Origin of the sequence: Rhizobium altiplani (assembly GCF_001542405.1) — a bacterium.
GTDB lineage: Bacteria > Pseudomonadota > Alphaproteobacteria > Rhizobiales > Rhizobiaceae > Rhizobium > Rhizobium altiplani.
On the sequence record NZ_LNCD01000092.1, the window covers coordinates 66029 to 92268 of the forward strand.

25 protein-coding genes are annotated in these 26240 nt (G+C 58.9%); 4 read left to right on the forward strand and 21 right to left on the reverse strand.

Going from position 1 to position 26240, the window contains the following annotated elements; translation table 11 throughout:
- Positions 1–513 precede the first annotated feature (513 nt).
- From AS026_RS22465 to AS026_RS22555, 20 genes are all read right to left on the reverse strand, one after another.
- Entirely contained in the window at positions 514–717 is a 204-nt protein-coding gene (locus AS026_RS22465; protein WP_062368635.1) for a hypothetical protein, read from the reverse strand.
- A 407-nt stretch (positions 718–1124) separates the two neighbouring features.
- The gene (locus tag AS026_RS40280) at positions 1125–1553 is read right to left on the reverse strand and encodes an MFS transporter (protein ID WP_341872177.1); all 429 of its coding nucleotides are present in this window, start codon (positions 1551–1553) and stop codon (positions 1125–1127) included.
- Positions 1483–2547, reverse strand: coding sequence for an ABC transporter ATP-binding protein (locus AS026_RS22470; RefSeq protein WP_007539684.1), 1065 nt, complete (start codon positions 2545–2547; stop codon positions 1483–1485). Before AS026_RS22470 ends, AS026_RS40280 begins: the two co-directional genes overlap by 71 nt.
- A gap of 3 nt (positions 2548–2550) precedes the next feature.
- Positions 2551–3399: a carbohydrate ABC transporter permease gene (locus tag AS026_RS22475; protein WP_007539685.1), complete on the reverse strand. Its 849-nt coding sequence runs from the start codon at positions 3397–3399 to the stop codon at positions 2551–2553.
- Positions 3396–4298, reverse strand: a complete 903-nt coding sequence (locus AS026_RS22480) for a carbohydrate ABC transporter permease (RefSeq protein ID WP_007539688.1) — start codon at positions 4296–4298, stop codon at positions 3396–3398. The genes AS026_RS22475 and AS026_RS22480 overlap by 4 nt, the downstream gene beginning before the upstream one ends.
- Before the next feature lie 20 nt (positions 4299–4318).
- On the reverse strand, positions 4319–5608 hold the full coding sequence (locus tag AS026_RS22485) for an ABC transporter substrate-binding protein (protein WP_007539690.1): 1290 nt from the start codon (positions 5606–5608) through the stop codon (positions 4319–4321).
- Between the two features lie 769 nt (positions 5609–6377).
- The gene (locus AS026_RS22490) at positions 6378–7106 is read right to left on the reverse strand and encodes an SDR family oxidoreductase (RefSeq protein ID WP_007539692.1); all 729 of its coding nucleotides are present in this window, start codon (positions 7104–7106) and stop codon (positions 6378–6380) included.
- A 157-nt stretch (positions 7107–7263) separates the two neighbouring features.
- The gene (locus tag AS026_RS22495) at positions 7264–8067 is read right to left on the reverse strand and encodes a BtpA/SgcQ family protein (protein WP_007539694.1); all 804 of its coding nucleotides are present in this window, start codon (positions 8065–8067) and stop codon (positions 7264–7266) included.
- 96 nt (positions 8068–8163) lie between these two features.
- Positions 8164–9033 carry an alpha/beta fold hydrolase gene (locus tag AS026_RS22500; protein WP_157224565.1) on the reverse strand — a complete coding sequence of 290 codons (870 nt, stop codon included), beginning with the start codon at positions 9031–9033 and terminating at the stop codon, positions 8164–8166.
- Positions 9034–9052: 19 nt separating this feature from the next.
- On the reverse strand, positions 9053–10162 hold the full coding sequence (locus AS026_RS22505) for a Gfo/Idh/MocA family protein (protein ID WP_007539698.1): 1110 nt from the start codon (positions 10160–10162) through the stop codon (positions 9053–9055).
- Positions 10155–10976, reverse strand: a complete 822-nt coding sequence (locus tag AS026_RS22510; RefSeq protein WP_007539700.1) for a PIG-L deacetylase family protein — start codon at positions 10974–10976, stop codon at positions 10155–10157. The genes AS026_RS22505 and AS026_RS22510 overlap by 8 nt, the downstream gene beginning before the upstream one ends.
- Positions 10976–11818: a sugar phosphate isomerase/epimerase family protein gene (locus AS026_RS22515; RefSeq protein ID WP_100248116.1), complete on the reverse strand. Its 843-nt coding sequence runs from the start codon at positions 11816–11818 to the stop codon at positions 10976–10978. The genes AS026_RS22510 and AS026_RS22515 overlap by 1 nt, the downstream gene beginning before the upstream one ends.
- A gap of 212 nt (positions 11819–12030) precedes the next feature.
- The gene (locus AS026_RS22520; protein WP_007539704.1) at positions 12031–13023 is read right to left on the reverse strand and encodes a carbohydrate kinase family protein; all 993 of its coding nucleotides are present in this window, start codon (positions 13021–13023) and stop codon (positions 12031–12033) included.
- Positions 13020–14075, reverse strand: coding sequence for a Gfo/Idh/MocA family protein (locus AS026_RS22525; RefSeq protein WP_007539707.1), 1056 nt, complete (start codon positions 14073–14075; stop codon positions 13020–13022). Before AS026_RS22525 ends, AS026_RS22520 begins: the two co-directional genes overlap by 4 nt.
- A gap of 263 nt (positions 14076–14338) precedes the next feature.
- Positions 14339–15103: a DeoR/GlpR family DNA-binding transcription regulator gene (locus AS026_RS22530; RefSeq protein WP_007539709.1), complete on the reverse strand. Its 765-nt coding sequence runs from the start codon at positions 15101–15103 to the stop codon at positions 14339–14341.
- Positions 15104–15373: 270 nt separating this feature from the next.
- Complete coding sequence (locus AS026_RS22535; RefSeq protein ID WP_007539712.1) at positions 15374–16039, reverse strand: DUF433 domain-containing protein; 666 nt, start codon at positions 16037–16039, stop codon at positions 15374–15376.
- 152 nt (positions 16040–16191) lie between these two features.
- Positions 16192–16785, reverse strand: coding sequence for a His-Xaa-Ser repeat protein HxsA (hxsA, locus tag AS026_RS22540; protein ID WP_007539714.1), 594 nt, complete (start codon positions 16783–16785; stop codon positions 16192–16194).
- Entirely contained in the window at positions 16782–17867 is a 1086-nt protein-coding gene (hxsC, locus tag AS026_RS22545) for a His-Xaa-Ser system radical SAM maturase HxsC (RefSeq protein ID WP_007539715.1), read from the reverse strand. The genes hxsA and hxsC overlap by 4 nt, the downstream gene beginning before the upstream one ends.
- Entirely contained in the window at positions 17864–19270 is a 1407-nt protein-coding gene (hxsB, locus tag AS026_RS22550) for a His-Xaa-Ser system radical SAM maturase HxsB (RefSeq protein ID WP_007539717.1), read from the reverse strand. The genes hxsC and hxsB overlap by 4 nt, the downstream gene beginning before the upstream one ends.
- Positions 19267–19494, reverse strand: a complete 228-nt coding sequence (locus AS026_RS22555; RefSeq protein ID WP_028747003.1) for a hypothetical protein — start codon at positions 19492–19494, stop codon at positions 19267–19269. Before AS026_RS22555 ends, hxsB begins: the two co-directional genes overlap by 4 nt.
- A gap of 201 nt (positions 19495–19695) precedes the next feature.
- On the opposite strand from AS026_RS22555, the gene AS026_RS22560 reads away from it, so the two are divergent.
- The 4 genes from AS026_RS22560 (at position 19696) to AS026_RS22575 (ending at position 25523) form a co-directional block, all read left to right on the forward strand.
- A complete protein-coding gene (locus AS026_RS22560) occupies positions 19696–20238 on the forward strand; it encodes a peptidoglycan-binding domain-containing protein (RefSeq protein WP_007539721.1) in 543 nt (180 codons plus the stop codon).
- Positions 20239–20349: 111 nt separating this feature from the next.
- Positions 20350–21618, forward strand: a complete 1269-nt coding sequence (locus AS026_RS22565) for a metallophosphoesterase family protein (RefSeq protein WP_028747002.1) — start codon at positions 20350–20352, stop codon at positions 21616–21618.
- Positions 21618–25115, forward strand: a complete 3498-nt coding sequence (locus tag AS026_RS22570; protein ID WP_007539724.1) for an ATP-binding protein — start codon at positions 21618–21620, stop codon at positions 25113–25115. Before AS026_RS22565 ends, AS026_RS22570 begins: the two co-directional genes overlap by 1 nt.
- A gap of 195 nt (positions 25116–25310) precedes the next feature.
- Positions 25311–25523 carry a type IV toxin-antitoxin system AbiEi family antitoxin domain-containing protein gene (locus AS026_RS22575; protein ID WP_028747001.1) on the forward strand — a complete coding sequence of 71 codons (213 nt, stop codon included), beginning with the start codon at positions 25311–25313 and terminating at the stop codon, positions 25521–25523.
- Between the two features lie 134 nt (positions 25524–25657).
- On the opposite strand, the gene AS026_RS44255 is transcribed toward AS026_RS22575, so the two are convergent.
- Positions 25658–25816, reverse strand: coding sequence for a hypothetical protein (locus AS026_RS44255; RefSeq protein WP_155951254.1), 159 nt, complete (start codon positions 25814–25816; stop codon positions 25658–25660).
- Positions 25817–26240 lie beyond the last annotated feature (424 nt).

Genomic DNA, 26240 nt, shown 5'->3' on the forward strand with positions numbered 1-26240 from the left:
GCGCGCCAAGCCTCCAGTTGCTGCGTCGCTTCCGCTTGTTCAGGTTCCCGCGTCGGGAAACCGCGGTTAGGCCGCGAAAATCCTTTGCATGATCCGGTGTTCGACGGTCGGCCTATCGCCTTGTGCCGGGTTGACGCTGCGCCTCCAGCTCGTATCCGCTTCAGCAGCCGACGCACCTGTCGCAGCGTCAATGACTGCGACAGGGTACGGGCTTCCTTGCGGCACATGGCACCATTGAGGTTCTCGTAATCGTCCAGCGGCCGGTGCATAGGCGATGTCACGTTGCCGTGGGGAGGCGGTCGCGTTTGATCAAAGCGGGGCGGGCCAGTAGCCATGCGTCATCGCCGGGGCTGCCAGCAAGTGGCTCCGGCCGCAACTGAGAATCCCAGGCGGTCACGGCAATACTGTGAGTTGCCTCGAACGAACGTTTGATTAGCCTCCGAACGTTGGCAGGTTCAAGCCTCTTGCAGGTGATGCAGGAGCCTTAGCAGGTTAGGAGCTGCATCATTATGCTTACTCCGATTGAGCGTGTTCGATCTTGAGAATGGCTTCCTCGATCGACGCCACGCCGAGCAGCACCAATGCATCGGCCAAACAACGCTCTATGTCACCGATACTTCGGCCCTCGATTATGGCAACCTCTTCAAGCGTGCGGCCCTGTTTCAGCCGCCGAAGCGAGTTCATTTGCAGGGGGCAAAGGGGCAATGTGTTCGCCATCATCCTCTCCAAGCAATTTATAAGAATTCATGGAGGTCTCGCGCCGCTACCACGTGGCCTCGCTCTCGACCGCGGCTGCGCATGTTCATGACTTTCGCTATGGCGCGCGAAGCGTTGGGATGAAGAATGGCCACTAGAGATTTACCCCGTGGCCGGCGAGGAGGATGGGCGCTAAGCCGAGCTGCGGCACGACCGGTATAGAAAGCCGAGAGGGAAACGGCCGTCGTCGAGCAGGGATCGACAACAGCCGAGTGAACCTAATGGCAGGCGTTGATGCCCCTCCCAGGCCAGGAGCCACGTTGGACTTTCGGCTATTCTCCGGGGTCCGAATGGCGGTGAGATTTCGTTTCCGGCTGGTTCCATTATAGAACCGTTGATGCTGCTCGATAGCTGGCATCATCGCAAGATCACCTCACGAACGCGAAAGGCGCGTTAGCTCCGATCCGTCGGGCGCCTGTCATGCCCACAATCACACGATTGATTTCCGGAGGCTTGTCACTGATATGCAAAGCGGAGATAAGCTGGATGACCTCCTGATCGGACGGTGAGCGACGATGATGCAGACGCAGGAAATCCATCGACGTTGGCGTGCGGAACGTTTCCGTCCAACGGGAAGCCTTTCGAAGATCTCGCCGGGGTGGCCAGTCGTGCGTGCGGCACGATCCGATGCGGCAACCGGTTGCCTGCGTATACATAGGGCAGAACCGGTGGCCTCCTGTTAACGAGGAAACGCAGACACCACCGCCATCTATAACTAACGGACCTTCAAAGTCGAACACCTGTTTCCTTGTCGAATACATGCACATGCGGCGCCTGAATATCGATTTTGACTGCATCACCTGTTTTAGCCTGGAGGAAGCCCGGCACGCTTGCAGTGAACTTGCCAGCCGCTGTATCGATGTTTACATGGGTCGCCGGCCCGACCGGCTGAAGCATATGCACCCGGCCTTCAAGTCCGGTTTCACCGAGGCGAACGTGCTCCGGCCGAACGCCGAACTCCACTGGTCTGCCGACCTTGAAATTGCGTGGAGCAACGTTCACCGGAAGCGTCTGCTCGCCGGCACGAATGAACATAGATCCGTTTGCTTCGGCTAAAACCCCATCGAGGAGCTCGATCTGCGGGCTCCCGATAAACGAAGCGACGTAACGGGTGGCCGGTCGTGCATAGATTTCCTCGGGGGTGCCAAACTGCTCAACGCGCCCGCGATACATGACGGCGATCCTGTCCGATATCGACATCGCCTCTTCCTGGTCATGGGTCACGAAAATCGAAGTCACGTTCTGCTGCACATGTAGTTGCTTGACTTCCGTGCGCATCTTTACTCGGAGCGAAGCATCAAGGTTCGAGAATGGCTCATCGAACAAGAAGATACGCGGCTCTCGAATGAGGGCGCGGCCGATCGCTACTCTTTGTTGCTGCCCCCCGGAGAGCTGCGCTGGAAATCTCTCAAGTACATGGTCGAGTTCCAGAGAGGCTGCAAGTTTCTGGACCTTCTCCCGGATCACTGATGCGGCGACGCCGCGCATCTTCAGCGTAAACCCGATATTCTGCGCAACTGTCATATGCGGATAGAGCGCATAGTTCTGGAACACCATCGCCACGTCGCGCTCGACCGGCGACAAGTCATTGACACGTCTTCCGCCAATCAGAATGTCACCGGAGGTGCTGTCTTCAAGGCCCGCGACCATGTTGAGGGTGGTGGTTTTGCCGCAACCGGACGAGCCCAGAAGCGTGATGAATTCGCCTGCCTTTATATCAAGATCGATATTGTGGCAGACTTGGAAGCTACCGAAGCGTTTGGAAACCTCTTTCAACCTTACGTCAGTCACTGTCTATCCTTTCATCATGCCGTCGGCGAAACCGCGGATGATCTGGTCCCGGAAGATTGTTGCGATCACGATGACGGGCGCGACGCTGATCACGGCAGCCGCCATCATCTGCCCGAACACTGTTTGATATTGTCCCGCAAACTGGGCGATCGCGAGCGGCACTGTTTGCGCGCTCTGTCGTGTCAGTATCAAAGCGAAGAAGAATTCGTTCCACGCCTCAATGAACGCGAACACGGCGGCTGCTCCCATAGGGGGGATCGAAATCGGCAAGATGATGTACCAGAACGTTCGCAGTACACCCGCGCCGTCGACGGCTGCTGCCTTTTCGATCCCGACGGGAATGCTGAGGAAAAATCCGCGCAAAATCCAGATGACGATCGGGAGGTTGAACGACAGATAAACGACGCCCAAGGTCAGCACGCTGTCGATCAGGCCCAAATAGCTGATGATCAGAAACAGCGGTATTGCAATCGCGATCCCCGGCAGCATCTGTGTTGCAAGAATGATAAACCCGAGCGCATTCGAAAAGGGAACGGACAGGCGAGCGAGCGCGTAGGCTGCCGGTGCTCCCAAAGCCAGGGCGAGTGCCGTGGAGAACAGCGAGACGATGAGCGAGTTTACCACGCCACGCCCGAGCGCAGCTGCAGATGCCGCCACGGTGACGAAGTTGTCGACCGTAAAGTTGGATGGCGAAAGATCCGGTGGCTGGGCGATCAACGCACTTTGTTCCAGCAGGCTCGACACAATAAGCCATACGATCGGTGCAATTGACCAGACAACAAACACCGTCAACCCGAAATAGACAGCGACCCTTTTGACTGGCCCGCCGTTGCGATAGGCCTGAAAGCTCATTTTGCACCTGCCGTGGGCTTGGGTTTGAGGAGCCACAGATAGCCAATGGCAAGCATGAACGTCAGGATGAAGATGACGTTCGCGATTGCCGCGCCGTAGCCGATATCAAGGAAATTGAACGTGACCCGGTAGGCCAGGAAATTCAGAAGCACTGTTCCGTCAGCGGGGCCCCCACGCGTGAGAACGAAAATGATGTCAAATACCCGTAGCGACCAGATCGTCTGGAGGATCACTGCAATCCCGATAGCGTCCTTGATGGCTGGCAGTGTGATATAGCGAAAGCTTTGGAAGCTGTTTGCGCCATCCATGTACGCTGCCTTGTGCAGGGCGACAGGCACCCGCTGGAGACCCGCCAGCATCAGGAGTGTGACAAAAGGTATAGACTTCCATACGTCGACGAGAAGCAGGAAATTCAATGCACTGAACGGCGTCCCCAGCCAGACCTGGTAGCCATCAATCAGCCCAAGTGTCTTTAGCAGGGCATTCAAAACCCCGTAGTTGGAGTTGAGAATCCACTTCCACAGCACGGCGTTGGCCACCGGGGCGATTGCCCAAGGGACAACAAGCAATATCTTTAGAAACCCACTTCTGCCCTGTGGCTGGTTCAAAAGCAGCGCAACGCCCAAACCGATCCCGACAACGAGGATGACCTCCATTGCGGAAAAGTAAAGCGTGTTTAATGCGGCGTGCTGCAGACCTTGGTCAGAAAACATCTGCCTAAAGTTCGCCAGTCCAACCCAGACCTGATCGAGTTTGCCGGCTCTGAGCTTGACGTCATGGAGCGCGAGCAATGCCGACCTTACGATCGGATAACCAAGGATCCCGGCTATGACGATTAGTGCAGGCGCGATAAGAACAACGCCGACCATCTGTCGGCGTTTCTCGAATGTTGTGGCCATCTATATCACCTCTGGGGACATCATCCGCGACGTTTGACGATCGCCGTCACCAGATCGTGCGCTTCAGCAATGGCCTCCATAGCCGTCTTCTGTCCTTGCAGCGCCTTCTGAACTTCAGTGCCAATCGCCTGCGTTACCTCGGTAAAGTCTGGCGTGACAAAACTCTCATAGGGGTGTTGCGCCTGCTCAAGCACCACCTTTGCGATCGGCAGTGCCGCCTGGACCTCCGGATCACCCAGGACAGACAGTCGAGACGGCAACCACCCGGTATCGAGTGCCTGACGCTTCTGAATTTCTTTTGACATAAAGAACTCAACCAGCTTTCGGGCCTTGTCAGGATGTTGGCTGGCATTGCTAATCGTCCAGGCGTCCGTGCCGTCGATCGAGGCGGAACCTGCAGGGCCCGCAGGAAGTATCGTAGCGCCCATCTTTCCGACGATGTTCGACTGTTTGGGATCCTGCGCCGTCGCCCACATAAATGGCCAGTTCATCATCATCGACGCGCGACCGGATGAGAAGACGTTGGTGGCGTCATTGATCCCGGCGTAGGAGATCGAACCCGGCTCGGTTCCGGCCGCCTTCAGATCGAGCATCATCTGGAGAGCATCGACGCCGGCATCACCTTTAAAGACCGGCATGCCGTCTTCGCCGTACATCGTACCGCCAGCCTGCTGCAGAAATGCCATCCAGTAGCTCGCGGCCCCGCCGATGCCGGCCGCCTCCGCATAGTTCGAGACGTAGCCAAAACGTCCGTCGCGGGTCAACTCTTTCGTAAATCGCTTGAAGTCGTCCCAATTTTTTGGGGGCTCCTTGATACCCGCCTGTTCAAGATGCTCTTTGTTATAGAAGAGATTGAGCAGCGAGAGCGTGAAGACGGTTCCATAGCGCTTGCCCTTCCACGTGACCGTCTTAAAACTGGACTCCGGAAGGTCGGCGATCAATTCGGCCGGGAGATCGTCGACGAAAGGATAGAGGAAGCTTTCGAACTCGGGGACCCACGCGCACATGTACATGATATCCCAAGGTGCGGATCCCGATGCGAAGGCAGTTGCCATGCGGTCATGAAGTTGCGGCCACGCCAGCATCTCATAGTTTACGGACGTCGCATTTGCCGCTTTCCACGCTTCGAATGCCGCCTCAGCAAACTTCGCCGCTCCGGGAGGAGCGGGATCTGGCGGTAGCGGGCCGAACACAGACAGTTCGGCGTCTTGCGCCTGCGCGTAGCGGCCGAAAAGACTACTGGCCGTCGCCGCAGCAACAGCGGCTCCGGTAGTCTTCAGAAGGTGACGACGAGAAATGATCGATTGCATTGGTTGAACCCCTTTTCTTGTTGAATTTCGGGCCGGGAAGAGAATCTTTTGGTGAAGAGAATCTTTTGGTATTGAGCGCGCCCTAAGGCTGACTGAACACCTTACGCGCAGGCAGTGACAGCCCACAGACTCTCCTGGACAGTTTCATGCTCCGCTCCACCATCACTGGCCTCCCCAGTTGCCAACATATGATATGCACGTTCGCGTGCAGTCAAGTCTAAAAATGCGCGATATCGTGCGATGCAACTTTATAGGATCTTATCTACGCGCGCACTCGCACAAATGGATTGATGGATGTAGGACCTTCATGCTTGGCGTTACTGCGAGCGCGTGGACCTAGATCAGACTAGGGACATTTAGCCGAAATGCCGTAGGTCGCGTAACGTCCGATATACTTTGATAAGCTCCGCTCGCGGGAAGCAAACACCGGGTCAACGATTCTCGTATGCCGGCTGGCCATCGCCGTGAGTTTGGCCCCTCGAACGCCTCTCGTCGGGGAATAGTTATGCCAGCGGCGAACAAGATTGCCAGGCGATCCAAAAGAGGATGATGTGCCGATCTGCTGCAGGTTGTCATAACTGTTGCACGAGATCGTGCAGCCGGTCTCAACATGCACCATACTCGAAAGACAAGGTATTCGTTTCCGCGCCCTGAGCGCACGCGGTGCGTGATCCGCCCCCCAACTGCCCCCCGAGGAAGACGTCTTGTCGTTTGCGGTGATTAGCTGGAGGGCTAGTATTCGTACAGCACACATTCGACGTGGCGAATGTCAGATCGGCTGGTTGCTCGGGAGCAGCACCATGTCGCGAATGGTGACGTGTCGAGGGCGCGACAACATGAACGTAATCGCGTCAGCGACGTCTTCTGCTCGCACGCCTTCACCCAGTCGGACCTTTTCTGCTATTTGTTCTTCGTCCGTGTAGCCCGTAAGTTTTGTCAAAACGATACCTGGAGCAACAGCCCCCACACGAATGTTTTGCTGCCCAACTTGCCGGCGCAGGCCGTGTATGAAAGCCTGAATGGCGTGCTTCGACGCACTGTAAACTGGCTCGTGGTGGATCGCCGTATGTCCTGAAACGGAGCTAAGTGCGACAATATCACCGGCCTGTTGTGCCACCATGCTTGGGAGCACGCGGCGGATTGTCCGAAAGACGCTGTTGACGTTCAGTCCGATAAGTCTGTCCCATATTTCGGGATCATCGTCCGGTACATAGCCCTGATGGAACATCCCGGCGCTGGCCACTAAAACATCAATTCGGCCAAAAGTCCTAAGGTGATCGTCGACCACCTTTTCGACCATTCCGTCTTCACACAGGTCGGCGGCCACGATCGAGGCCCGGCCCGAAAACTCTTCAACGAGCTTCGAATACTCAGTGTCCAGGCGAGCGGTCAGGGCAAGCTGAGCGCCCTGCGCAGCCAATGCACGCGCTGTCGCCAGTCCGATGCCGGAGCTTGCTCCAGTGATCAGAGCGACTTTGTCTTTCAAGGGGTAAACCATCTCAATCCTCCAGAATGATGGAACTTGTGGTCGGCAACATGCAAAAGAGCGAGCCCCCTGCATGTCACCGCTAAGCGTCGACCCAGGTTCGCTCACCCGATCAAGGGGAGAGCGTAGGGACCCAAGCCCGGGGTGCATTCAAACCGGGGACCGGGGCCTAATGTCGAATTGACTTCACCTTATCCATGAACGCCTTCACACGGGCCGGATCGACGGCGTTTTCGAACACACCATCAATCTTGAACGTGGATCCTACAACCGCGCCATCGGAGACCGATAGCTGGCGCTCCACGTTCTCGAGCCTGCAACCGGTGTTGCACAGCACGACGGTACCGGGAACTGCGGCTTTGACGCTCGACAAGATCTGCGTATCGGTTTCGGCGCCAGCGGTCAGACCTGAGACACAAAGCGCGTCCGGACGATTGTTGAACACCGTGGACTTTGCAATATCGACGATGTTTCGGTTGCCGAGATAGGAGGCGGCCTCGGGAACAATGTTGTAAAGCAACTTCAAGTCCGGGGCGAGACGCATCTTGTGGCGTATGGTATCGCCGACATTGGTATTCCAAAGGCCGAAATCACTCGCATAGACGCCGCTGATGATTTCGCGGATGAACAGTGCACCGGTCGCGGCGGCCAGATCGATCGAGGCGATGGGGTCCCAAAGGACGTTGACGCCAAACGGGATCGTGATCGATGGCATCACCTCGCCAATCACACGCGCCATGGCGGCAGTGGTCTCCGGGCGCACTTTCGTCAGATAGGGAAGGCTGAATTCGTTTGAGAACATGACCGCATCGACGCCACCGTCCTGAAGGTGCGTAAGGTCGGCAAGAGCTTTGTCGATAACCATTTTCATGCCCCCGGCCGTATCGTAGGCCGGATCGCCAGGCAGTGCCTGGAGGTGGCACATGGCGATGATTGGTTTATCAACGTGGAAGATTTCTTTGAGCCATTGCATCGGATTTTCCTCTTTGTGTTGCTGATTGATGGTCTTCAGTAAAATGACGAGTCGTGTCTGCCGAACGGGCCGCCCCCGCAGGAATTCAGTTCAACGCTAATTTCTCGTCAGGGCCGCGGTGCTGTCGCGCCTGTCTGGCGTTGGCTCTTCGATCTCGCCAAGAAACCCTAGGATGAGCTCGGCTGTCCGCTCGGCGTAGCTGGGTTTGGCGTGAACGTCGTCTTTCCGCGGCGCCTTTTCAAACCGGGAGCCAGGGATCAACCGATGGAGTTTCTCGGCGAGCGTGAAGGGATGGATGTCGTCCGCGTCGACGCCGATGACGAGCGTCGGAACCTTGATGGCCGCAAGTTGCTCGGTAGACAATTCCACACCGTCTCCTGCGATGTCCGACAGCAGTTTCCCAAGCCATTCAGGCTGGTGTTCTCCGAGGTAATCGGTCAACGTGCTGTAGTTGTCTGGGCTTGATCGCCTTATCCGAGCCGCAAGATCGCTCGAAACAAAGATCTCGAGAGCCTTCTTGCGCGGGTATCTCCGCAGCAATTCGCCGACTGCCCGGATCGGCTCGAGATTGTCAGGAGATTTGTCCAGAAACCATGCGGGGCGCACCAGGATCAGGCCGTGCACACGCGAAGGGTTCCGGATCGCAAGCGCAAGCGCAAGCGCCGCGCCCATCGAGATGCCGCCCACAACAAAGCCGTGCGGGAACCGCCCAGCTGAGTATGCTTCCATGTCCTGATAGAAGGCCTCTATCGAAAAGGCCCGCGGCTGCGGGCAGGACGAGCCACCATGCCCGGCGCATTCGATCGTGGTCAGAGCGAACCGTTCATCGTCGGGGAAAATGCGCGCTACCTGGTGCGCGTCACCGCCGAGGCCGTGCTGGAACAACACGGGGAGCCCATGATTGCCGCGACTGACGACATTCAGGGATGCACCGCTGAGAGATCGGATGAAACTATCGTTCGTCAAGTCGGGCAACCTTCTCTGCCTAGAGGTCGATGTGACGCCGGGTGCGGATACTCTCGTCGGCGGCAAGAACGACCCGGAGACTGTCCACCGCAGCTGTGAGGTCCGGCGTGTCGATCGCGCCTGTTCGGATGGCGCCGAGAAACGCGCGCTGCTCAAGTTCGCAAAGTGCGTCATGATCAGGCTCGTCGGCCATCCTGATGATTTCGTCGGCGTGTTTCAGGGAATTGTCCGGATTGAGCGCAGAATGGTGGATCCGCAGCGCGCTCGTTTTCACATGGTTCAGGATGTCCGAAGACGCGGTCGTCGATGCCCCTTCATTGGCGGCGTCACCCTGTTCACTCATCGTGATACTGACCGCACCTTTTGGCCCGACGATGTCTTTCACGAAGTAGGCCACTTCGCTCATCATCGGGCCCCAGCCGACCTCGTACCAGCCGATCGAGCCATCATCGAAGGCCACCTGCAACTGACCATAATTGTACTGGTCCTCGGCGATCTCATCTGTGAGCCGCGCGCCGATGCCATGGACGCGAACGGGCTTGGCTCCCGTCAGTTCGCACATAACGTCGATATAGTGCACGCCGCAGTCGACCAGCGGGGGCAGGGACTTCATCAGGTTTTTATGCCAGGTCCAGGAATGCCCAATTGATTGCTGATTGATGTTCATCCGCATGACCAGCGGTTTGCCGAGTTCTTTGCCGCGCCTAATGAGCTCGCGCCACGAGGGATGGACGCGCAGAATGTAGCCGATATAGAGAGTGCGCTGTGTTTCCTTGGCGACGGCGACCATGTGTTCACCCTCTTGAACACTCCGCGCCATCGGCTTTTCCACGAAGACATGGGCTCCGGCCCGCATTGCCTTGATCGCGAAATCGGCATGGGTGTCGGGATAAGTACTGATGATGACCGCGTCTGGCTTAAGCCCTTTCAGGGCCTCGTCGAAATCATTGAAGCGATCGACGGATGACAAGGCAGGTGGCACTTCCATGGAAAGCACCGAGCGGCTGCAAATGCCGACCAGTTCAAAGCCGTCGATGCGAGTGATAGCCGCAGCGTGCGAAATGCCCATATGGCCAAGCCCGACCGCGAGAACGCGAAGTGCGCTTTCATTGTCACGATCGTCAGGCATCAAACCCTCCTTCAAAAGGTGCTGGGTATCCTGGTGTCCACAGTCTCTCCCTGCCGGAGCGCGCTTCGTATCGCTCGGCATGTCGTCGCATCGCTTCGACGAGACCAGCATCGTTGCCGAAGATTTCGGAGATCTGGCTCGGATAGAGCAGCGCGGCCTCGATCCGAGCCGCAAGCTCCACGTCGATGAATTCAGGGACTGACTGTTGCCAACCCGAGAGCTCGAGGCCGCGTTCGACTGTTATCGGGTGTTCGGCCGGGAATTCCCCGAGCAGATAAGGGAATTCCTCGTAAAGCCTGAGCGTCTGACGGCCGAGGCAGACATCTTTGGCCGCCGCAACCACCATGAGATGATCTGCATGACGGCCGATACCAATCGGCGCATAAACAATGTCGGGACGTTCCTCAGCGATGATCTGGCCAAGCCTGGCTTTGGCCGCCTCGACATGTTTTTGGTCGGCGAGCTTCAGTCCGGCAAATAGCTGCGGAATATCGCTGTATATCGGCTGCCCATTGTCATCCGTGCGGTAGATCGCATCCGGAAACCCCTCATGACGGCACCGCGCTCGAAGGAAATTTGCGGCCTGCCGATCCTCCTGCCGGCGGATCGCGTAGGGACGGTCGCCGCGGTTCCAGACGCCATGAAACCGGCGCGCGAGTGGCGTAAGCGCGCCAATGGCGTCGGCGGTGATGAAGGTCGAGGTAATGACGTCGTCGCCACCGCTCGTCAGCTTTCTGATAAGCCCGGCACAGCTGAATGGCGCATCGTCGAGATGCGGCGACAGAAAGAGGTGACGCGTGGCGCCCTTTCCCATCAGCGGACCGGCTCCTTTGACGGAAGAAGATCGGAGAGAAATGCGGCGGTCGACGCGGCTTCGCTCTCATCGAAACCATGGGCGATGACTGGACCCGAGAAGCCGCCTCGGACAAACAGGTTGAGGAGCCTGGGAAAGTCGATGAAGCCTGTCCCGGGCGCGCAAGGCCTGCCGTCGATGCGCATATCCTGTGCATGAATGATAGACGTCGAATCTGCCAGGAGATCGTAGGCCCGAAGCAGGGTGTCGGACGCATAATCGCGTTTGCTCCATTCAACGAGGTTGAAAGGGTCGAACACGATCTTGACGCGGTTGCTCCCAACTTCGTCGAGGAGGCGCCGCGCACTCGTCGGCGAGGAAATGACATTCGATGGCTCAGGTTCAACACCAAGGACAACATCGTGCGCCTCGGCAATTTCGATCAGCCGGTCGAGTTCGCCGCGGAACGCGCTCCAAGCTTCTTCACCGGCGTTGTCGGGATGAATTTTCCATTTGTCCATGGCATGGCGGGTCCCGGTGCAAAGGGTGATCGTCGAGTAGCCAAGTGCTTTGCTTGCTTCGGCGAGCACGCGGAAACCCTGTCTTCCTTCTTCGACAACCTTCGGGTTGGGGGCGATCATATTGTAGGTGCCAGAGATAACCGGAATGGTCACGTTGCTCGCGGCGAAGTCACGCCGCACGGTTTCGAGGTGACCATCGTCCACGACCGACGGCAAGGTATCGAGGCCTATGCTCGCCATGTTGAACTGCGTGCACTCATAGCCGGCAAGCGCGATTGCATCGGCAAGACTGGCGCTTGTCTTGCGATCGAAGGTTTTGGCGAAGATTCCAAGGTGGATCAATTTGTCAGTCCATTTTCTAAAGGTGCCCGTAGGCGTCGTCCGATGCGATGAGCGGCAGCCGATAACCATGCTTGGTGAGTCAAGGCGGTGTTCAAGTTTCGGGTCACCCTGCTAGGTTCAATATTTCGATGTTTGCGAAGAGGGATGGCGAGCCGGGTGACGCGCCATCCCCCCGGGAGGGCGAGCTGCTGGTACAGCCCGCGTTAGGGATCCTACAACAGCGCAGAATTCTTGACCTGGTTCCCATCATGACCGGGCGGCTCATCAAGCCTCTCAAGATCCTGAGGTGTGAGATAGCGCCGCATTGCCGGCTGCTTCAAGACCGCTGAGGCAATCGCGGTCCCAAGTCGAGCTGACCCGGCCCAGTCTCGTCCGCGGGATAATCCGAGCGCAAAGCCTGCGTTGAAACTGTCTCCCGCGCCAGTCGTATCCGGCCCCTCAATCGGAACACACCGGATCTCGACGGCGGCAGCGTTGGTGCTTGCGGAAACCAGGCAGCCTTTCGCGCCCATCTTCACGACCACCGCTCCGGCGAAGCTTTGCCGCATTTCCTCCAACGCCTCGATCACGTCCTCGTGCCCGGTTAGGGCCAGTAGCTCCGCCTCGTTTGGCAGAAAGCAGTGGCACTCCTGGATCACAGCAAGGAGCATGTCGCGGACGGATCCTGACCAGCCGGCCTGGTCGGAGCCAGGGTCGAACAATACGATGCTGCCATTCTGACGCGCTTGCCTGGCGAGCTCGGCTACGTCGGGCTGAAGGGCCGGGGTCGTGAAGAAGCCGGTCAGAAGCGTGATCGGCGCTGTCATCGCATCATCTGAGAGATCCCTCTTCGAGAAGGTCTCCATATGACCCCGCGACGTAAGAAAAGACCGCTCCCTGTCAGCTGCCTCCAGCGCCACCGTGATGCTAGTCGGCTGCTCGACCGACGTGATGTCGGAAGTTTGCACCCCAACCGCGGCGAGCATCGAACGGATAACCGCACCGATCGGATCATTACCTAATGATCCGAACAGTCGAACTGGCGCTCCGGCTGCCGCAAGCACCATCCCGGTTATGCCGCCGCTGCCCCCGGGTCGGAAGCTGACGTCCTCGACGAACCGCTCTTCGCCGGGGGGAGGCAAGGCTGCCACCGGCCGCATTACCAGGTCGGCTTGAACATTCCCGATCACGGCAATCGCCTTGGAGGAGCTGCCCATGGCGATCATGCCGACTTGCGATGATCAGGCTCGGCACGAGCGGCGAGCAAATTGACGGACTCCACGATTTCGAGCGCCTTTAGGCCATCAAGCGCTGTCGGCTGAACCGGCTGGCCGTTGAGGAGTGCTGCCGCAAAGGCTTCCACCTGCAGCTTGTAGGCGTCCGTATCGCCGAAGATCGGTTCCTCGTAGCTGGAGTTCTCGGCTCGGAAAATGCGAACCTTGCTGGCTGCGCGTGAGAAGGGAAAAGGGATCTCGGCGCTGATATGTCCCTTGCTGCCGTAGACCTGGAAGCCTTCAGTCCATTCGGCATGAACACTTGCCGTTACTTCGAAAGATGCAGCAGCACCGGCCTCCGTTGTTGCAATGCCGTGCCAGGAGTGATCGGCGCCGTCGACCGCCATAGTTGCTGCCGACACTGTAAAGTCGCCGAGAAGGAAGCGCATCAGATCGAAAGTATGGATCCCATGAGTCGCCAGAAGATGTGTCTTCCGGTTGGCAGCTTTGAGCGCCGTCTCGCGGCTTCGCACGTCTTGATCGACCAGCATGGCCGGAAACAAGGTTGCCTCGACGGGTGGACGCAGCTCCGACATCACGCGATACCAGCAACGCGCACTCAAGATCCGGCCAATGTCGCCTGCGGCGATGACTTGCCGTGCGCGAGCAATGCCCGGATCAAACCGCTTCATGCTGCCGACCTGCAACTGGAGGCCGGTTTTGCCGAGAACGTCGATCAATGTTTCCGCTTCCGACGCGGTTACGGCGACCGGCTTTTCGACAAGAACATGCTTGCCGGCCTGGAGGGCGGCGATGGAGACCGGCACGTGGAACCGGTCAGGGATAGCAATCAGCACGGCGTCGAGGTCGGCGTTCAGAAAATCCTGCTGCTCGGTATAGGCGGGAACGCCAAGCCGCATACCCGCGCCCTTGGCAAGCAGTGCACTTGGATCGAATACCGCTGCCAGCTCGACATTGCTTGCCTTTTGGACTGCAGGAAAATGCGCCGCCTGGGCAATACGGCCGCAACCAACCACGCCCAGTTTCAACTTGTCTTTTGTCACTTCGCCTCTCCGGAACGATTGATCGAAATCTCGTTGCTACTATCAAGCATGCACGATAGTGTGCAGTCAAGCAATAAATGCACGATAGTGTGCACTATCTAGCAACGATAAGCCTCTGCTCAAACCCGGAGGATATCGCAAAGTAATCGCAGCTCCGAAGCTAGGGGAGGGGGAGAAGCGTGTCTGCGAAATAAGCAATCCCCGCAAACCGCTTTCCCAACGCAAGTGCGGCGGCTCGGTTGCCCTGGAGGCCCAGCGACGTATTACAGTTCGACGATTTGGAGCTTTTTGCCGAAGGCCTTGCGCTGTTCCGCGTCGATCCGACTGTCGGTAATAATTTGCGAAAGCTCGTCTATACCGCAGACCCGGGCAAGGGACCGTTTTCCGAGCTTTGAGCTATCGGCAACAAGCACGGCGCAATCGGCTGCGCGGATCATTGCCTGCTTCACCGGCACCTCGATGACGTTGACATTGCTCAAGCCAAGCTCTGCCTCCACGGCTTCGGCACCGATGAAAGCGATGTCGACGTGAATTTTACTGATGTAGTCGACCGTGTTGGGGCCGACGAGCGTATAGACTGTATCGACCTGTACGCCGCCCGTGACGTGCAAGTTGATGTTGCTGCATTCCGAGAGCAACATTGCGATCTGAAGATCGTTTGTGATCACGGTCAGGTTCTGCCTGGATTTGAGGCTATTTGCCACGTGCCATGTGGTCGAGCCGCTATCGACGAGGACAGTCTGACCATCCTTCACCAGGCCCGCAGCGTATTGTCCGAGCTGCCCTTTGACCGATGAGCGAAATTTTCGTCTTGGTTCATAAGGATAGTCAAACCCTTCCTTAGTCTCGATTGGCAGGAAACCGCCCTGGGTACGGATGATAAGTCCCTCGGCTTCAAGACGAGCGAGATCACGCCGGATCGTCGAGCTATCGACCCCAAATTCGTCCTCGATGATCTTCGAAGGAACGTAACCCGTCTTTTGAGCGCGCTCCACCATTTGGCGACGTCTCTCGGCCCCATTTGTCATTTTAGTCCTCGGACGCACATTGCACGTTTTCGTGTATCACACCCTCTTTGCTTAGCGGTGCGTCGTCAAGTGCGCAATCGAGAAGGTTAGGGCTTGCCACACAACGCTTGTAAAGACGGTCTATTCGCGCTGCCCGGCTAAGATTTAGTTTCCCTCGCACGCTGCTACGCTTTCGGCAAGGCGTACCGGAGTTTCGTTCAAACGGCATGGCTCGTTTCACCATAACCTTTTTCCAACGCCATCTTGGCCAGTTCAGGACTGAGGCACTCATCAATCAGGAACTTCATCTCGCCTACCGCGGTGGGGAACGCAACGATCCGTGAGGATGACCGATCCTTCGTGAAGGTCGCTGAAGACACGCGGACGTCCACGCAAAGGATTGGCTTCCGCGTAGATCGTCGCGAGCCTGATCTTTTCTGCATCGAGGTTAGGCCACGTTTCGAGAATGCGTTCCGTCGAAGCGCCTGCCGCTGTGGACGCGGCAACATCATAGACAGGAATGCGGGTGCCACGAATGACCGGCGTCCCACCAAGGATGTCGGGCGATGATGCCATGGCTTCTCGCGCCGCGGCGAGGTCGTCCAGCCGTTCGCGCGCGCCCCTCATAAAGGGCATGAGATCGATCGTCAGAAACTCGTGGTGCACGGTCCAGTCTTCACGCAGTAGGGCGGACCACGGAAGGCTGCGAGCGCTTGCGAGCCGGGCCTCTGCCGTCCGGATGGTAAACAAGCGTTCTTCCGAGGTAAGGTGGCGGGCGCTTTCGAAGTAAAGCGCGATGAGCGAGCAGGCTCCGGCCAGGACATGACGACCGCTGTCTAGCGAAACGAACGCGCCCGGCAAGATGTGTTCGTCGATGACGCGATTGACGTCGCGCAGGCTCACGCGCGAGACAACGGCAGCCTCGCTCACCTTTAGCATTTCCGCCACTGCGGGCATGTGAGCCTCCATTTTATAGTAACGGAGGCTCATCGAAGGCGCCACCCTAGCCTGAATAGAGGCCGGCCTGATCGGGATCTACAAGCAGTTTCACGAGGGCGAACCGCTTGCTAACATGGCGTTCGGACTCGTCAGCATGGCCGGGTCCGGGGCTACTGCACCGCGATGCCGAACGCATCCAATACCTCGGCCGTTATCGTGCCGGTCACCTTGAGATTATTGTCCTGCTGCATCTGGCTCAGGGCGGCGCGCGTCTCTTTGTCGACGACTCCGGTCAGTGCGCCGGCATAGTAGCCATAAGCCGTCAGTCCCGATTGCACCTGAATTACGACCTGTCGGAACTTGTTCGAGTTTCCCGGAAGCGTCTTGACGGGTGCCGCCTGCCGCGGCGCGACAGGAGCGGGGTCCGGAACCGGTGATTGCACAGGCGGTGCCGAATAGGTCGGGGCGGCATAGAGTGGTGCGGGAGCTGGCGAGGGATCGCTGTAGGATGGGCTCGCGTAGGACGTACTCGGCAGATAGCCGCCACCGCTGCCCGATCTGTGGCTGGAATGCGAGCTGTGGGAGCTATGGCTCGAATGGGACCGGTGTCCGGCGAGCGAATACAGATGCCGAATCTTGAGCCGCTCGAGGATCGAATGAGGGTCGGGCTTCTTGACGATCGGGTCGAGCGGCATGGCGTCGGTCTTTGCCGGCAGGAAACCTGCTGCGAGCAGCGACGGAATGAGAAATACGCGTCGTTTCATATCGGTCCCAGCCCCCTGAACCCTTTCTTGTGGTCATACCATTCGAAGAAGCCTCCGCATCGCTGCCTCGACGAGCAGTCTGCGCAGAAGGGTTCTTGCTTGTTCTTCCAGTCGGAGATCGACGCCGGCGCCAGGTGGCGGTAGCGGGCCGGAACCGAGCACAGCGGAAAGTTATAGAGCTGGACTGGAACATCTCGCGCCGTGGCGATGTTGATGGCGCGCGCGACATTGCCAAAGTCCGTGGAGGTGTCCTTGAAGCTCGAATCCCAGTTCATCCGGCCAAAGCCGATGTTTTCAAGCTGCATGATAGCCCAGCGCTCGAGGAAGGGCAGGGCAGTGCCGACGAACCCAGCCAGTGCCGGCAGCTCGTCGTAATTCTGCTGCATGACGACGGTTCGAAGCTCGATGGCGGCCCCGGATTCGAACAGGATGGAGAAGGATTTGGGCAGCCGGTCGAAGGCGCCTGTTTTCTTGACGATGGCATCGTGGCCGTCGGCATTTGCGGCATAAAGAGGAATTCCCCACAGGATCCGTTCGACGCCGATCTCCTGCAAAGTGTCGATGTCTTCTTCTCCGAAGTGCTGGCCGTTCGTAAGGATATGAAACATCAGGTCGGGCCGCGTCTTCGACAGCGACAACAACATGTCGAAGAGCTTCCTCTTGTGAAGGAGAGGCTCGCCTCCCGACAGGCCGATGTAGGCGTTCGACGGCGCTAGGGACGCGGCGGTCTCCAGTTCGGAAAACAGATCGACATGCTGCTTCTTGGGAGGCTGCGAACACATGAGGCACAACTGGTCGCACTGTTCGGTGACCAGGAACGTGTTGTGCTGCGAATCCGCTCTGAGCAGGCGCCGGGCGCTTGCTTGTCCTGGCACGATCATGATCACGTCGTTGTCGAGCTTGAGATCACTCGCCGCATGGAGCGCCAGAGAGAAGCCCTGGAAATCGTATTCCCGCCGCGATCCCTCCATGCCGATCAGGACGGCGTCGTTCGGACCTGGACCGCTTGCCGCGTCCCGTAGCCTGACCACAAGAGGTTCCACGAGAGGAAACGGATCGACCTTGATGCGGAGCTCGATCATTGGTGAACCTTCGTCAGTTCAGGGTCCATTTCATCAAGACCGGACCAGAGGGCGATCGATCTTCGTACCTTTGGATCGTCGGAATAGAGCAGTTCGAAAGCCAGATCGAAGAGCGCCGTGTGCCTCTGGCAGAAATCGGTAAGGTGACGGGGCAGGTCGATCCGCCCGTATCTGGAAAGGTCGTCGATGAGGTCGACGCCGCAGTAGGCCTGATAGGGACAGTGCACGCAGTCCGGATCGAAGAGGTTGAGCGCTTCCGCGTTCAGGGCGTCGACAACCGTGCAGTCCATTCCCGTATGAACGTCGCCCATGCGCAGGTCGATCTGCCCCAGCCGGGTTATCATGCGTGCCTCGTCGGTCGGATAGAACGAACCGTCGTGGTCGACCACCACGTAGTCTCTCCCAACAATGTTGGGGTTCCGGAGGTCCACGTGGCCATCATGGCCGCCACGCACGATGCGCCGCAGACAGTGGGAGAAATAGAACTCCTCCATCGGGCGCTCCGACGTCGCGTTATATTCGACGAGGGTCATGACGAAGCGGCGCACATAGGCGTTCCAGACGGCGCTGATGTCTCGCGTCCGGAAGCGTTTCCGGGCAAAGCCCTGATGATTGACGGGTCGCAGGTATATCGATCGGAAGCCGAAGCAGGCGTAGGTGTCGATGACTTCGCGGGGATCGGGGAGGGCATCGAGATCGAAGGTCGGCAGCGCCGAGACGCGATCCGGCCCGTCGTTCGTCGCGCGGGCAAGGTTCCGGAGAAACTGCTCTGTTGCGGCGGCGGCCGAAGTCCTGTGGCGTTCGTGAAGCGCGCGGGTGGGATCGAGCGACGTGCTGACGAAGGTATCTTCCGACGACAGGAAGTCCCAGGCCGCCTCGCTAACGTCCTGGAGATTGGTGCAGACGACGAACTGCGCCTTGTCGAACCGCTGCCGCGCGAAGTCGCGGACCTCCTGCAAGACATCCAGGCGAAGGAGAGGCTCGCCGCCTTGGAATTCGATCTTGATCGCCTTCGTCGACAGCCCGTCGAGCCAGCGAAGGACGGCCTGGAGCGTCGCCGCGTCCCAATCGTGACCGGGCGCGTTTTCGTTGACGCGGCTGACCTGGCAGTAGGCACAAGCGAGATTGCAGCGAAGCGTCGGCACGAGGATGACGTAGTCGAGGTCGGCAGGGGCGTGAAGACGCTTCGCCCATCGATAGCTGAACGCGTTGTACGCGAGGTCGCTGACGTTATCGAAGGCGTGCCCATTCGTTTTGAGGAAGGCCCGGTCCTCGGCAGTCATGTCGCCATGGACGTAGCGTTCGAGGAACGCTCCGTTCGACCGGAAGAACCCGCCGGCGTCGTTGCAGAAGATGAATTCCTGCTCGCCCACCGGCCGGAACTTCAGCGGCATCACGTTCATCGCAGCAGTCTTTCGATCACCGCCCGGCGAAGCGTGTCGGTCTCGCGATGGATCTTTTGGCGATAGAGCGTATACCGGAATTCGGCAATCAGTCCCGTATCGGAATTGCTCAGTGCAACGCCTTCCTCGGTGGTCGCGATTTCCACGTCAGGATGCAGATAAGAGAAGCGTGCGATGGCTTCGTCGAGATAGGGCCGGAAGATCGGCGCAATGTCTATTGTCACGAATATCAGCCCGAACGAGCAACCAGGAGCTACTGATATAGCTGGGTTGCGATGATTCCAAAATATTATCGCTGAAGTTGATCCAAATTTATTTTGACTTTGCTTCGAGGGAATAGGAAAGCTGGGCCGAAAGACGCCAAGCGCAAGAACCATCGCAGTGGCGACTGTATAGGGACGCGTCTTGATTGGGGCGGCGGCAGGATGATTTTTCAGGCAAGCTACGCGGCGGTACTGGCCGCGTGCATCTTCTGCACGATGTCTGCAGGCGCGGCACTCGCGGAAATCCGACCGGTCCGCGATGTTCAGAAGGCGCTTGCCGAGCAAGGATACGACGCCGGCACGCCCGACGGTATCTGGGGAACGAAGTCTGTCGCAGCGTTGAAGGGATTTCAACGCGCCCACGGGCTCGCGCCATCGGGCGTAGTGACCCAGGATTCGCTGAAGGCGCTCTTTTCGTTCTCGGTGGCTGAGACGGAGCCCACCGTCACTCCGCGGGCAACCGCCGCCGCACCTGCGGCCTCGTCAGTCGCGCTTCAGTCCGATGTCTCGTCGGCTGAGCCTGCAACTTCGTCGCAGCAGACACCGCGGACGCCCAACGAAACCGCGTCGAAGGAACCTTCGAGCAAGAGAGCGGACCATTCAGGCTATGTCGTCGTCATTGTGCTCCTCGTCATAGGATTCGTGTTCGCCCGACGCAGGACTAGGAAAGCACCCCGAGCAGGCCGCCGCATGCGGTCGTCCTGATCTGGCTTCCGGTGAGCAGCGATCCTGTGGAAAAAGAACAAATCATGAATTGATGCTGGCGTTCTTTATCCTCCTGTTTTATCCATCGGACAGACTGGAAGAGGACCGACCTTGGTTTTTCGATTCGTCCACACGGCAGATGTTCATCTAGATTCACCCCTGAAGACGCTTGCGTTGCGGAACGCCGACCTTTCGGAGCTGATCGGGCTCGCGACCCGGCGAGCCTTCGTCCGGGTGATAGACCTATGTCTCGAAGAGAAGGTCGATGCGCTTGTGCTGGCAGGTGACCTCTACGACGGCGACCAGACTTCGATGAAGACGGCCCGCTTCCTGGCGGAGCAGCTTCGACGCCTGCACGAGGCGGGAATAAAGACCTTTATCATCCGAGGAAATCACGACGCCCTGTCGAGGATCACTGCTGAACTGGTCATGCCCGATACGGTGAAGGTGTTCGGCCAGACCGCGGAGACGGTCGTCATGGAGCGGGGCGACGGTCATTTCCCGGTGGCTGTCCACGGTTTAAGCTTCGCGAAGCCGCACGCTCCGGAAAGTCTGCTTCGGCACTATACCCTCCCAGTGCCGGATGCCTTCAACATCGGTGTCATGCATACGAGTCTTGGGGGTTCCGTCGGACACGATCTCTACGCGCCATGTGGCGTTGCCGATCTACAGCAGAGCGGATTTCACTACTGGGCGCTGGGGCATATCCATAGACGGTCAGTCGTTGAGAACGGTTCATCGGCAATCGTGATGCCGGGCATGCCGCAAGGGCGCGACGTCAACGAGGACGGCCCGAAAAGCGTTTCTCTCGTTACGGTCAACGATGACCGGTCGATCGTCATAGAGGAGAGGCAGACAAGCGTGGCGCAGTTCGAGAGACTGTCGATCGACGTCTCCGGCGCCGCCGATTGGAAGGCGATGGTCGGCGACTTGTCCTCCCACCTCGACGCCCTGCGATCGTCCGTGACGGCGGACCACCTGGTAGCCCGCATTCAGCTCAGAGGTGTGAACGAGCTCGCATGGCGCATCAGAAGGGATCTTGATCTTCTGCATACCGAACTAGAATCGCGCGGCTCCATTAGCGGGAACGTCTGGATCGACAAGGTGCAGACGTCCTGCACCGCGCCAGAACGTCCGGGCGCCGGATCGGGCGCCTTGGACGAACTCTCCATGATCATCGAAAGCGAAGTCGGCGCATCTCTGGAATATCAGCAGGAGGTTCGGGCGATCGCGGAAGAACTTCGCGGCCAGCTTCCCGCCGAACTTCGGGACATCTTCGGCACGGATGAGAAAGCGTTCACAGAAAGCCTTGCGCTCTTCGCCCGCGAGGGCTCGGTCAACGTGATGGCCCGTCTTCGTAGTGGCGGCGAGGTAGATTGATGCGGATCAACCGTCTCGACCTTACTCGCTACGGCAAGTTTACGGACAGCGTCATCGATTTCGGGGAGCCGGGTCGAGGGACGCCGGACCTTCATGTCATCTACGGGCCAAACGAAGCCGGCAAGTCGACCACGTTCGACGCCATCCTGGACCTGATTTTCGGGATCGGTACGTCAAGCAAGTACGGATTCCTGCATCCTTATCCAACCATGAGGATCGGCGCCAACATCGAAATTGCGGGAGAAAGTCGCGAGTTCGTCCGGATCAAGCGGCCGCAGAACAGTCTGCTCGATTCCGATGGCCGTTCGCTGCCCGACGCCCTGATCAGAACCGATCTTGGCGGCATCGACCGCGACGCCTTCACAACGATGTTCTCGCTTGACGAAAAGACGTTGGAAAAGGGCGGGGAGGGAATCCTGGCCAGCAAGGGGGACCTCGGCGAGCTGCTGTTCTCCGCTAGCGCCGGCCTTTCGGACCTGAGCCGGCAATTGTCGTCTATCCGCGGAGAGGCAGACGTCTTCTACCGCTACCGCGCCCGCAGCGGCGCGCTCGCCGACTTCAAGACAGAGTTGACCACCCTTAAGGAGCAGCGCGCAGCGCTCGACCTTCGGGTAAGTGATTTTCAGCGCTTGTCGTCCGAGCGCGCGCATCTCTCGCGGCTTCATGAAGACGCGTTGGAGCAGCGAGCAGCGACCCAGAGGCGGATGGACGATGTAAGGCGGATACTCGCTGCGCTTTCTCCTATGGCCAGGCTCTCGACCTTGAAGGGAGAGTTCTCCCAGACGGAAGAGGTCCCGGTGCCGCCGTCATCCTGGTGCGGCGAGCTCCCCGGACTTCGAAGCAGCGAAATCGAATACCGTGTGAAGCTTGAGCAGATCGCCCGCTCGATCGCAGAGATCGAGCGTGAGGCGGAGAAACTGGCTCCAGACCCGGTGGCATTGGAGCTTTCGGCACGCGTGGCCGAACTGTCGGATCTTCAGCCGCGGTACATTACCGCCGAGAATGACATTCCCAAGCTCTCTGCCAGAGCTGCCGAGCTTTCAATCGAGAGCATACTGGTTCAGTTGGGGCGGCCGGGCGATGCTTCCCCCGTTCGCCTTATCCTCGATGCGCCGACGGTTGGTACACTTCGGGCGTTGATGGAAGGCAAGTCGGGCGTCGACGCCCGCCTGACCAGCGCAAAGGACGAGTGTGCGAAGGTAGAGCGAGCGATAGCTGTTCTAAGCGCCAGCAACTCCACCACCGACCTATCGCCCGATAAGGTCAAGACGTACGAACAACTGGCCGCCACCGTGAAGACCATACCGCGGTCTGACGAGGAGGTCGCACTTCGATCGTTGTCGCGGCGTCGCGACGCCGCTTCGGTCGCCTTGGCCGAAACGCTGTCGCGCCTCCTGCCGTGGCGCGGATCCATCGGAGACCTGTCTTCGATGGCATGTCCCTCGTCGGTTAAGCTTGAGCAGTGGAAGACGTCGTTCAAGCTAGCGACGGAGCAGGCCCGGAGGGCCCGCGCCGATCTTGACCGTCTTGAACCGGAAGGCCGCAGACTGGACGCCGAGATAGATGCTGTGCGCAGTCTGGTTAGTGCGATCGACGAGATGCACTCCACCGACAGTCGAGCTTTGCGTGATGAAGCATGGGCCACCCACCGCAAGACGATGGACGACGCGACGGCCGACGCCTTCGAAGAAGCGATGAAGTCGGACGACCACCTTGTGTCCCAGCGGCTCCTTCACTTCTCGGAAATCGGCAAGCTCAACCAGCTCCTTCAGCGCAATGCCGCGGTTCGCACGGACGTGGAGACCGCGCGCCACGCGCAACGGGAGGCACTGGACCGGCAAGAAGAAATCCGGTCCGAGATTACTGCGAGGCTGGACCCGCTTGTCGCGGGATCCAGTTTGGAGGCGGACCCGTTTGAGCTCGAGGACTGGCTGCGAAAGAGAGAGGACGTTCTCAAGGCGAGGGACGAACTGGCCGATGTCGACCGGGAAATCGCCGACGTCCGCGATCGTGTCGGTCGGTCAAGACGGCTACTGATCGAGGCAATGGACGCGGCGAACGTGGGATACCATCCTGACGCCGACATAGCAGCGCTCGTCGCGGCCGCAGAAGACGCCGTGAACGATTTCAATTCGGCCTTCAGTCAGGCGACGCAGATGCGGCGATTGCAAGCCGAGTGCGTCGATCGCGAGCAGGCGCTTGCCGATGCGTCTTTCGCAGCCGAGGCGTGGCAGTCGGAATGGAAGCTCATCTGCGAGAGTTCCTGGCTGGGCGAACTCGACGTGATCCCAGGCACCGGTGCGATGAGCGAAATTCTCTCCACGTTAGAAAAGCTGGCATCTGCGATCGAGAGCAGGGACGGCCTGATCGACCGGGTCCAGAAGATGGAGAAGGACAGGGCGCTGTTCGAGGCGAGGGCCTTGGACTTGTGCGAGAAGCTTGGCATTCCGACGGAGGGATCTCCACGCGAACTCGCGCACCGCATATTCGAGCGCGTCAGACTCGCCGGCCTGAACCAGGAACGTCGGGAAGAACTGGGCGGGGAGCTTGAAGACGCTCGCAAGGAAGAATCGGATCTAAAGGCCGCGACGGAAGTGCTCGACGCACGGCTTTTGGAAATGTTTGCCTTTTTTGGCGTGACGACACTCGGCGAAGTCGAGGCGCAAATGGAAATCGCCGAACGGCGTCAGGAGCTTTCGCGGTCGATTTCCGGTCTCGAGCAGGAATTGCTGCAAATCAGCGGTGTTGCGGACATGTCTGCTTTACGGCAGCTTGTCGCCTCAGTGGACAAGCAAGACCTGGAAGGTGAACTTGCCCGCCTGACGCCCGTGCTTACGGGTCAGGATCAGCGATGCAGCGAAGTCTTTCATCAGAGGTCGAAAGTCCAGGACGCGCTGGACGCGATCGGCGGCGACGCGCGGGTCGCGCAGCTTGAAGAGAAACGCCGGACCATTCTTCTCGACATCGAGGAATCCGCGCGCCGGTACATGGAACTGCGAGCCGGCGTCGCTGCCGCCGAGCAAGCCCTTCGCCTGTACAGGGAAAGGCATCGCAGCGGCATGATGGCGCGCGCGTCGGCAGCGTTCAACATGATCAGTCGCGGCGCCTACAGCGGCGTCGCCGCGCAGCCCGGCCAGGACGGCGAGGTGCTGATCGCAGTCTCCTCCAGCGGTGGATCGAATGCCGCAAACGAACTCTCCAAGGGGGCTCGCTTCCAGTTGTACTTGGCGCTCCGCGTTGCAGGCTACCACGAGTTTCTGGGAAGCCGTCCGCCTGTTCCATTCGTGGCCGACGACATAATGGAGTCCTTCGACGATTTCCGTGCTGAAGAGACCTTCCGGCTGTTCGCCGAGATGGCGCAGCGCGGACAGGTTGTCTATCTGACGCACCATAGGCATCTCATCGAGATCGCGCGCTCAGTTTGTCCCGGTGTCCGATTGCACGATCTGGAGGCGATCGCCACCGCTGGAAAGCTGACTGCGGTCGCAGCCGAGTAGAATCTCCGTGACGTGTCCCGATATCAGGTCATTTGGCTGAGTATCAGGGCGCCGTTCGCCTTCCCGGTTACCGTCCAATCACCATGATCTTGTCACCTTTCATGATCGCCCCGATGACGCGGTCGTCGGCCAGCCGGCTCCGCCTTCAGCAAGCCGACATAGTAGGGCTGCTGTTCGTGGTGCATCAGCGCGTCGATGTACCAGGACGCCACGCATCAGGCCGTTATGGAATTCCAGATCGTCACGCCCAAACGCATGTCGAAGATCAAGGCAGGCCGTAATCTGATCGTCTTCTACTACCGCAAAGACATTGCAGCAGTGGAGGCGGGCATCGAGGACCGCAAAACGGATACTGGCAGAATGAAAATATCATCTCCGGCCCTCACGGCGCTTGACCTCCTACGCTGACGGGCGCGGCGCCATAGACGGAGCTCGACCGACACGAGACGCGCGCCCCGGATTCACACCGGCGCCGAAGGAGCGCGACGATCGCTGGCACGTGATTGTGCGCCGCTCGCCGGAGATCGACGAATGATCCCCGCTCAGAACATTGTTGCGTGGGGAGCATCGTTCCATGGGCGGATCAGCGTCAGGTCGAGCAGGATCTCATCATCTGCCGCGCACTCATCGATATCTTCGATGACGATCTCCTGTCCGCCGAGCTGCGTTTTCGCGGCGGCACGGCGCCTAATAAGCTGCATTTCCAGGAGCTCGCGAAGGAGGCCGGGCGCTGCGAAACCCCTGCCATCTTCGTGCCCGACCTTTGCTCCAAGTCGGGAGCAAAGTGGATGAGGCAACGTTCAAACCTCGGGGAGCATCGTTACGTGCGGCAATACGTGATATCGCGGTAGGGACGCCTATTACTGAGCGCCCCCCGCACAGATCCACGCGGGCGGGTTTCCCGCACGTGGCTCTTACCTCGGGTGATTGACGGCGAAGCGTACATTTGGCCATGGATCAAGGATGCAAGGCTTGGGTAGGTAGTCGGTGGCTAACTGCTCGATCCGTTTCCACGTGACGTCGGCCCTCTGACTCCGCCGCTGTGGCGCCGCAGCAGCCGCATCGCGTGCTTGCGGTGAAAGCCCGTGATGACGACGAATTCATCCAGAATTCTCGCCTTCTCCG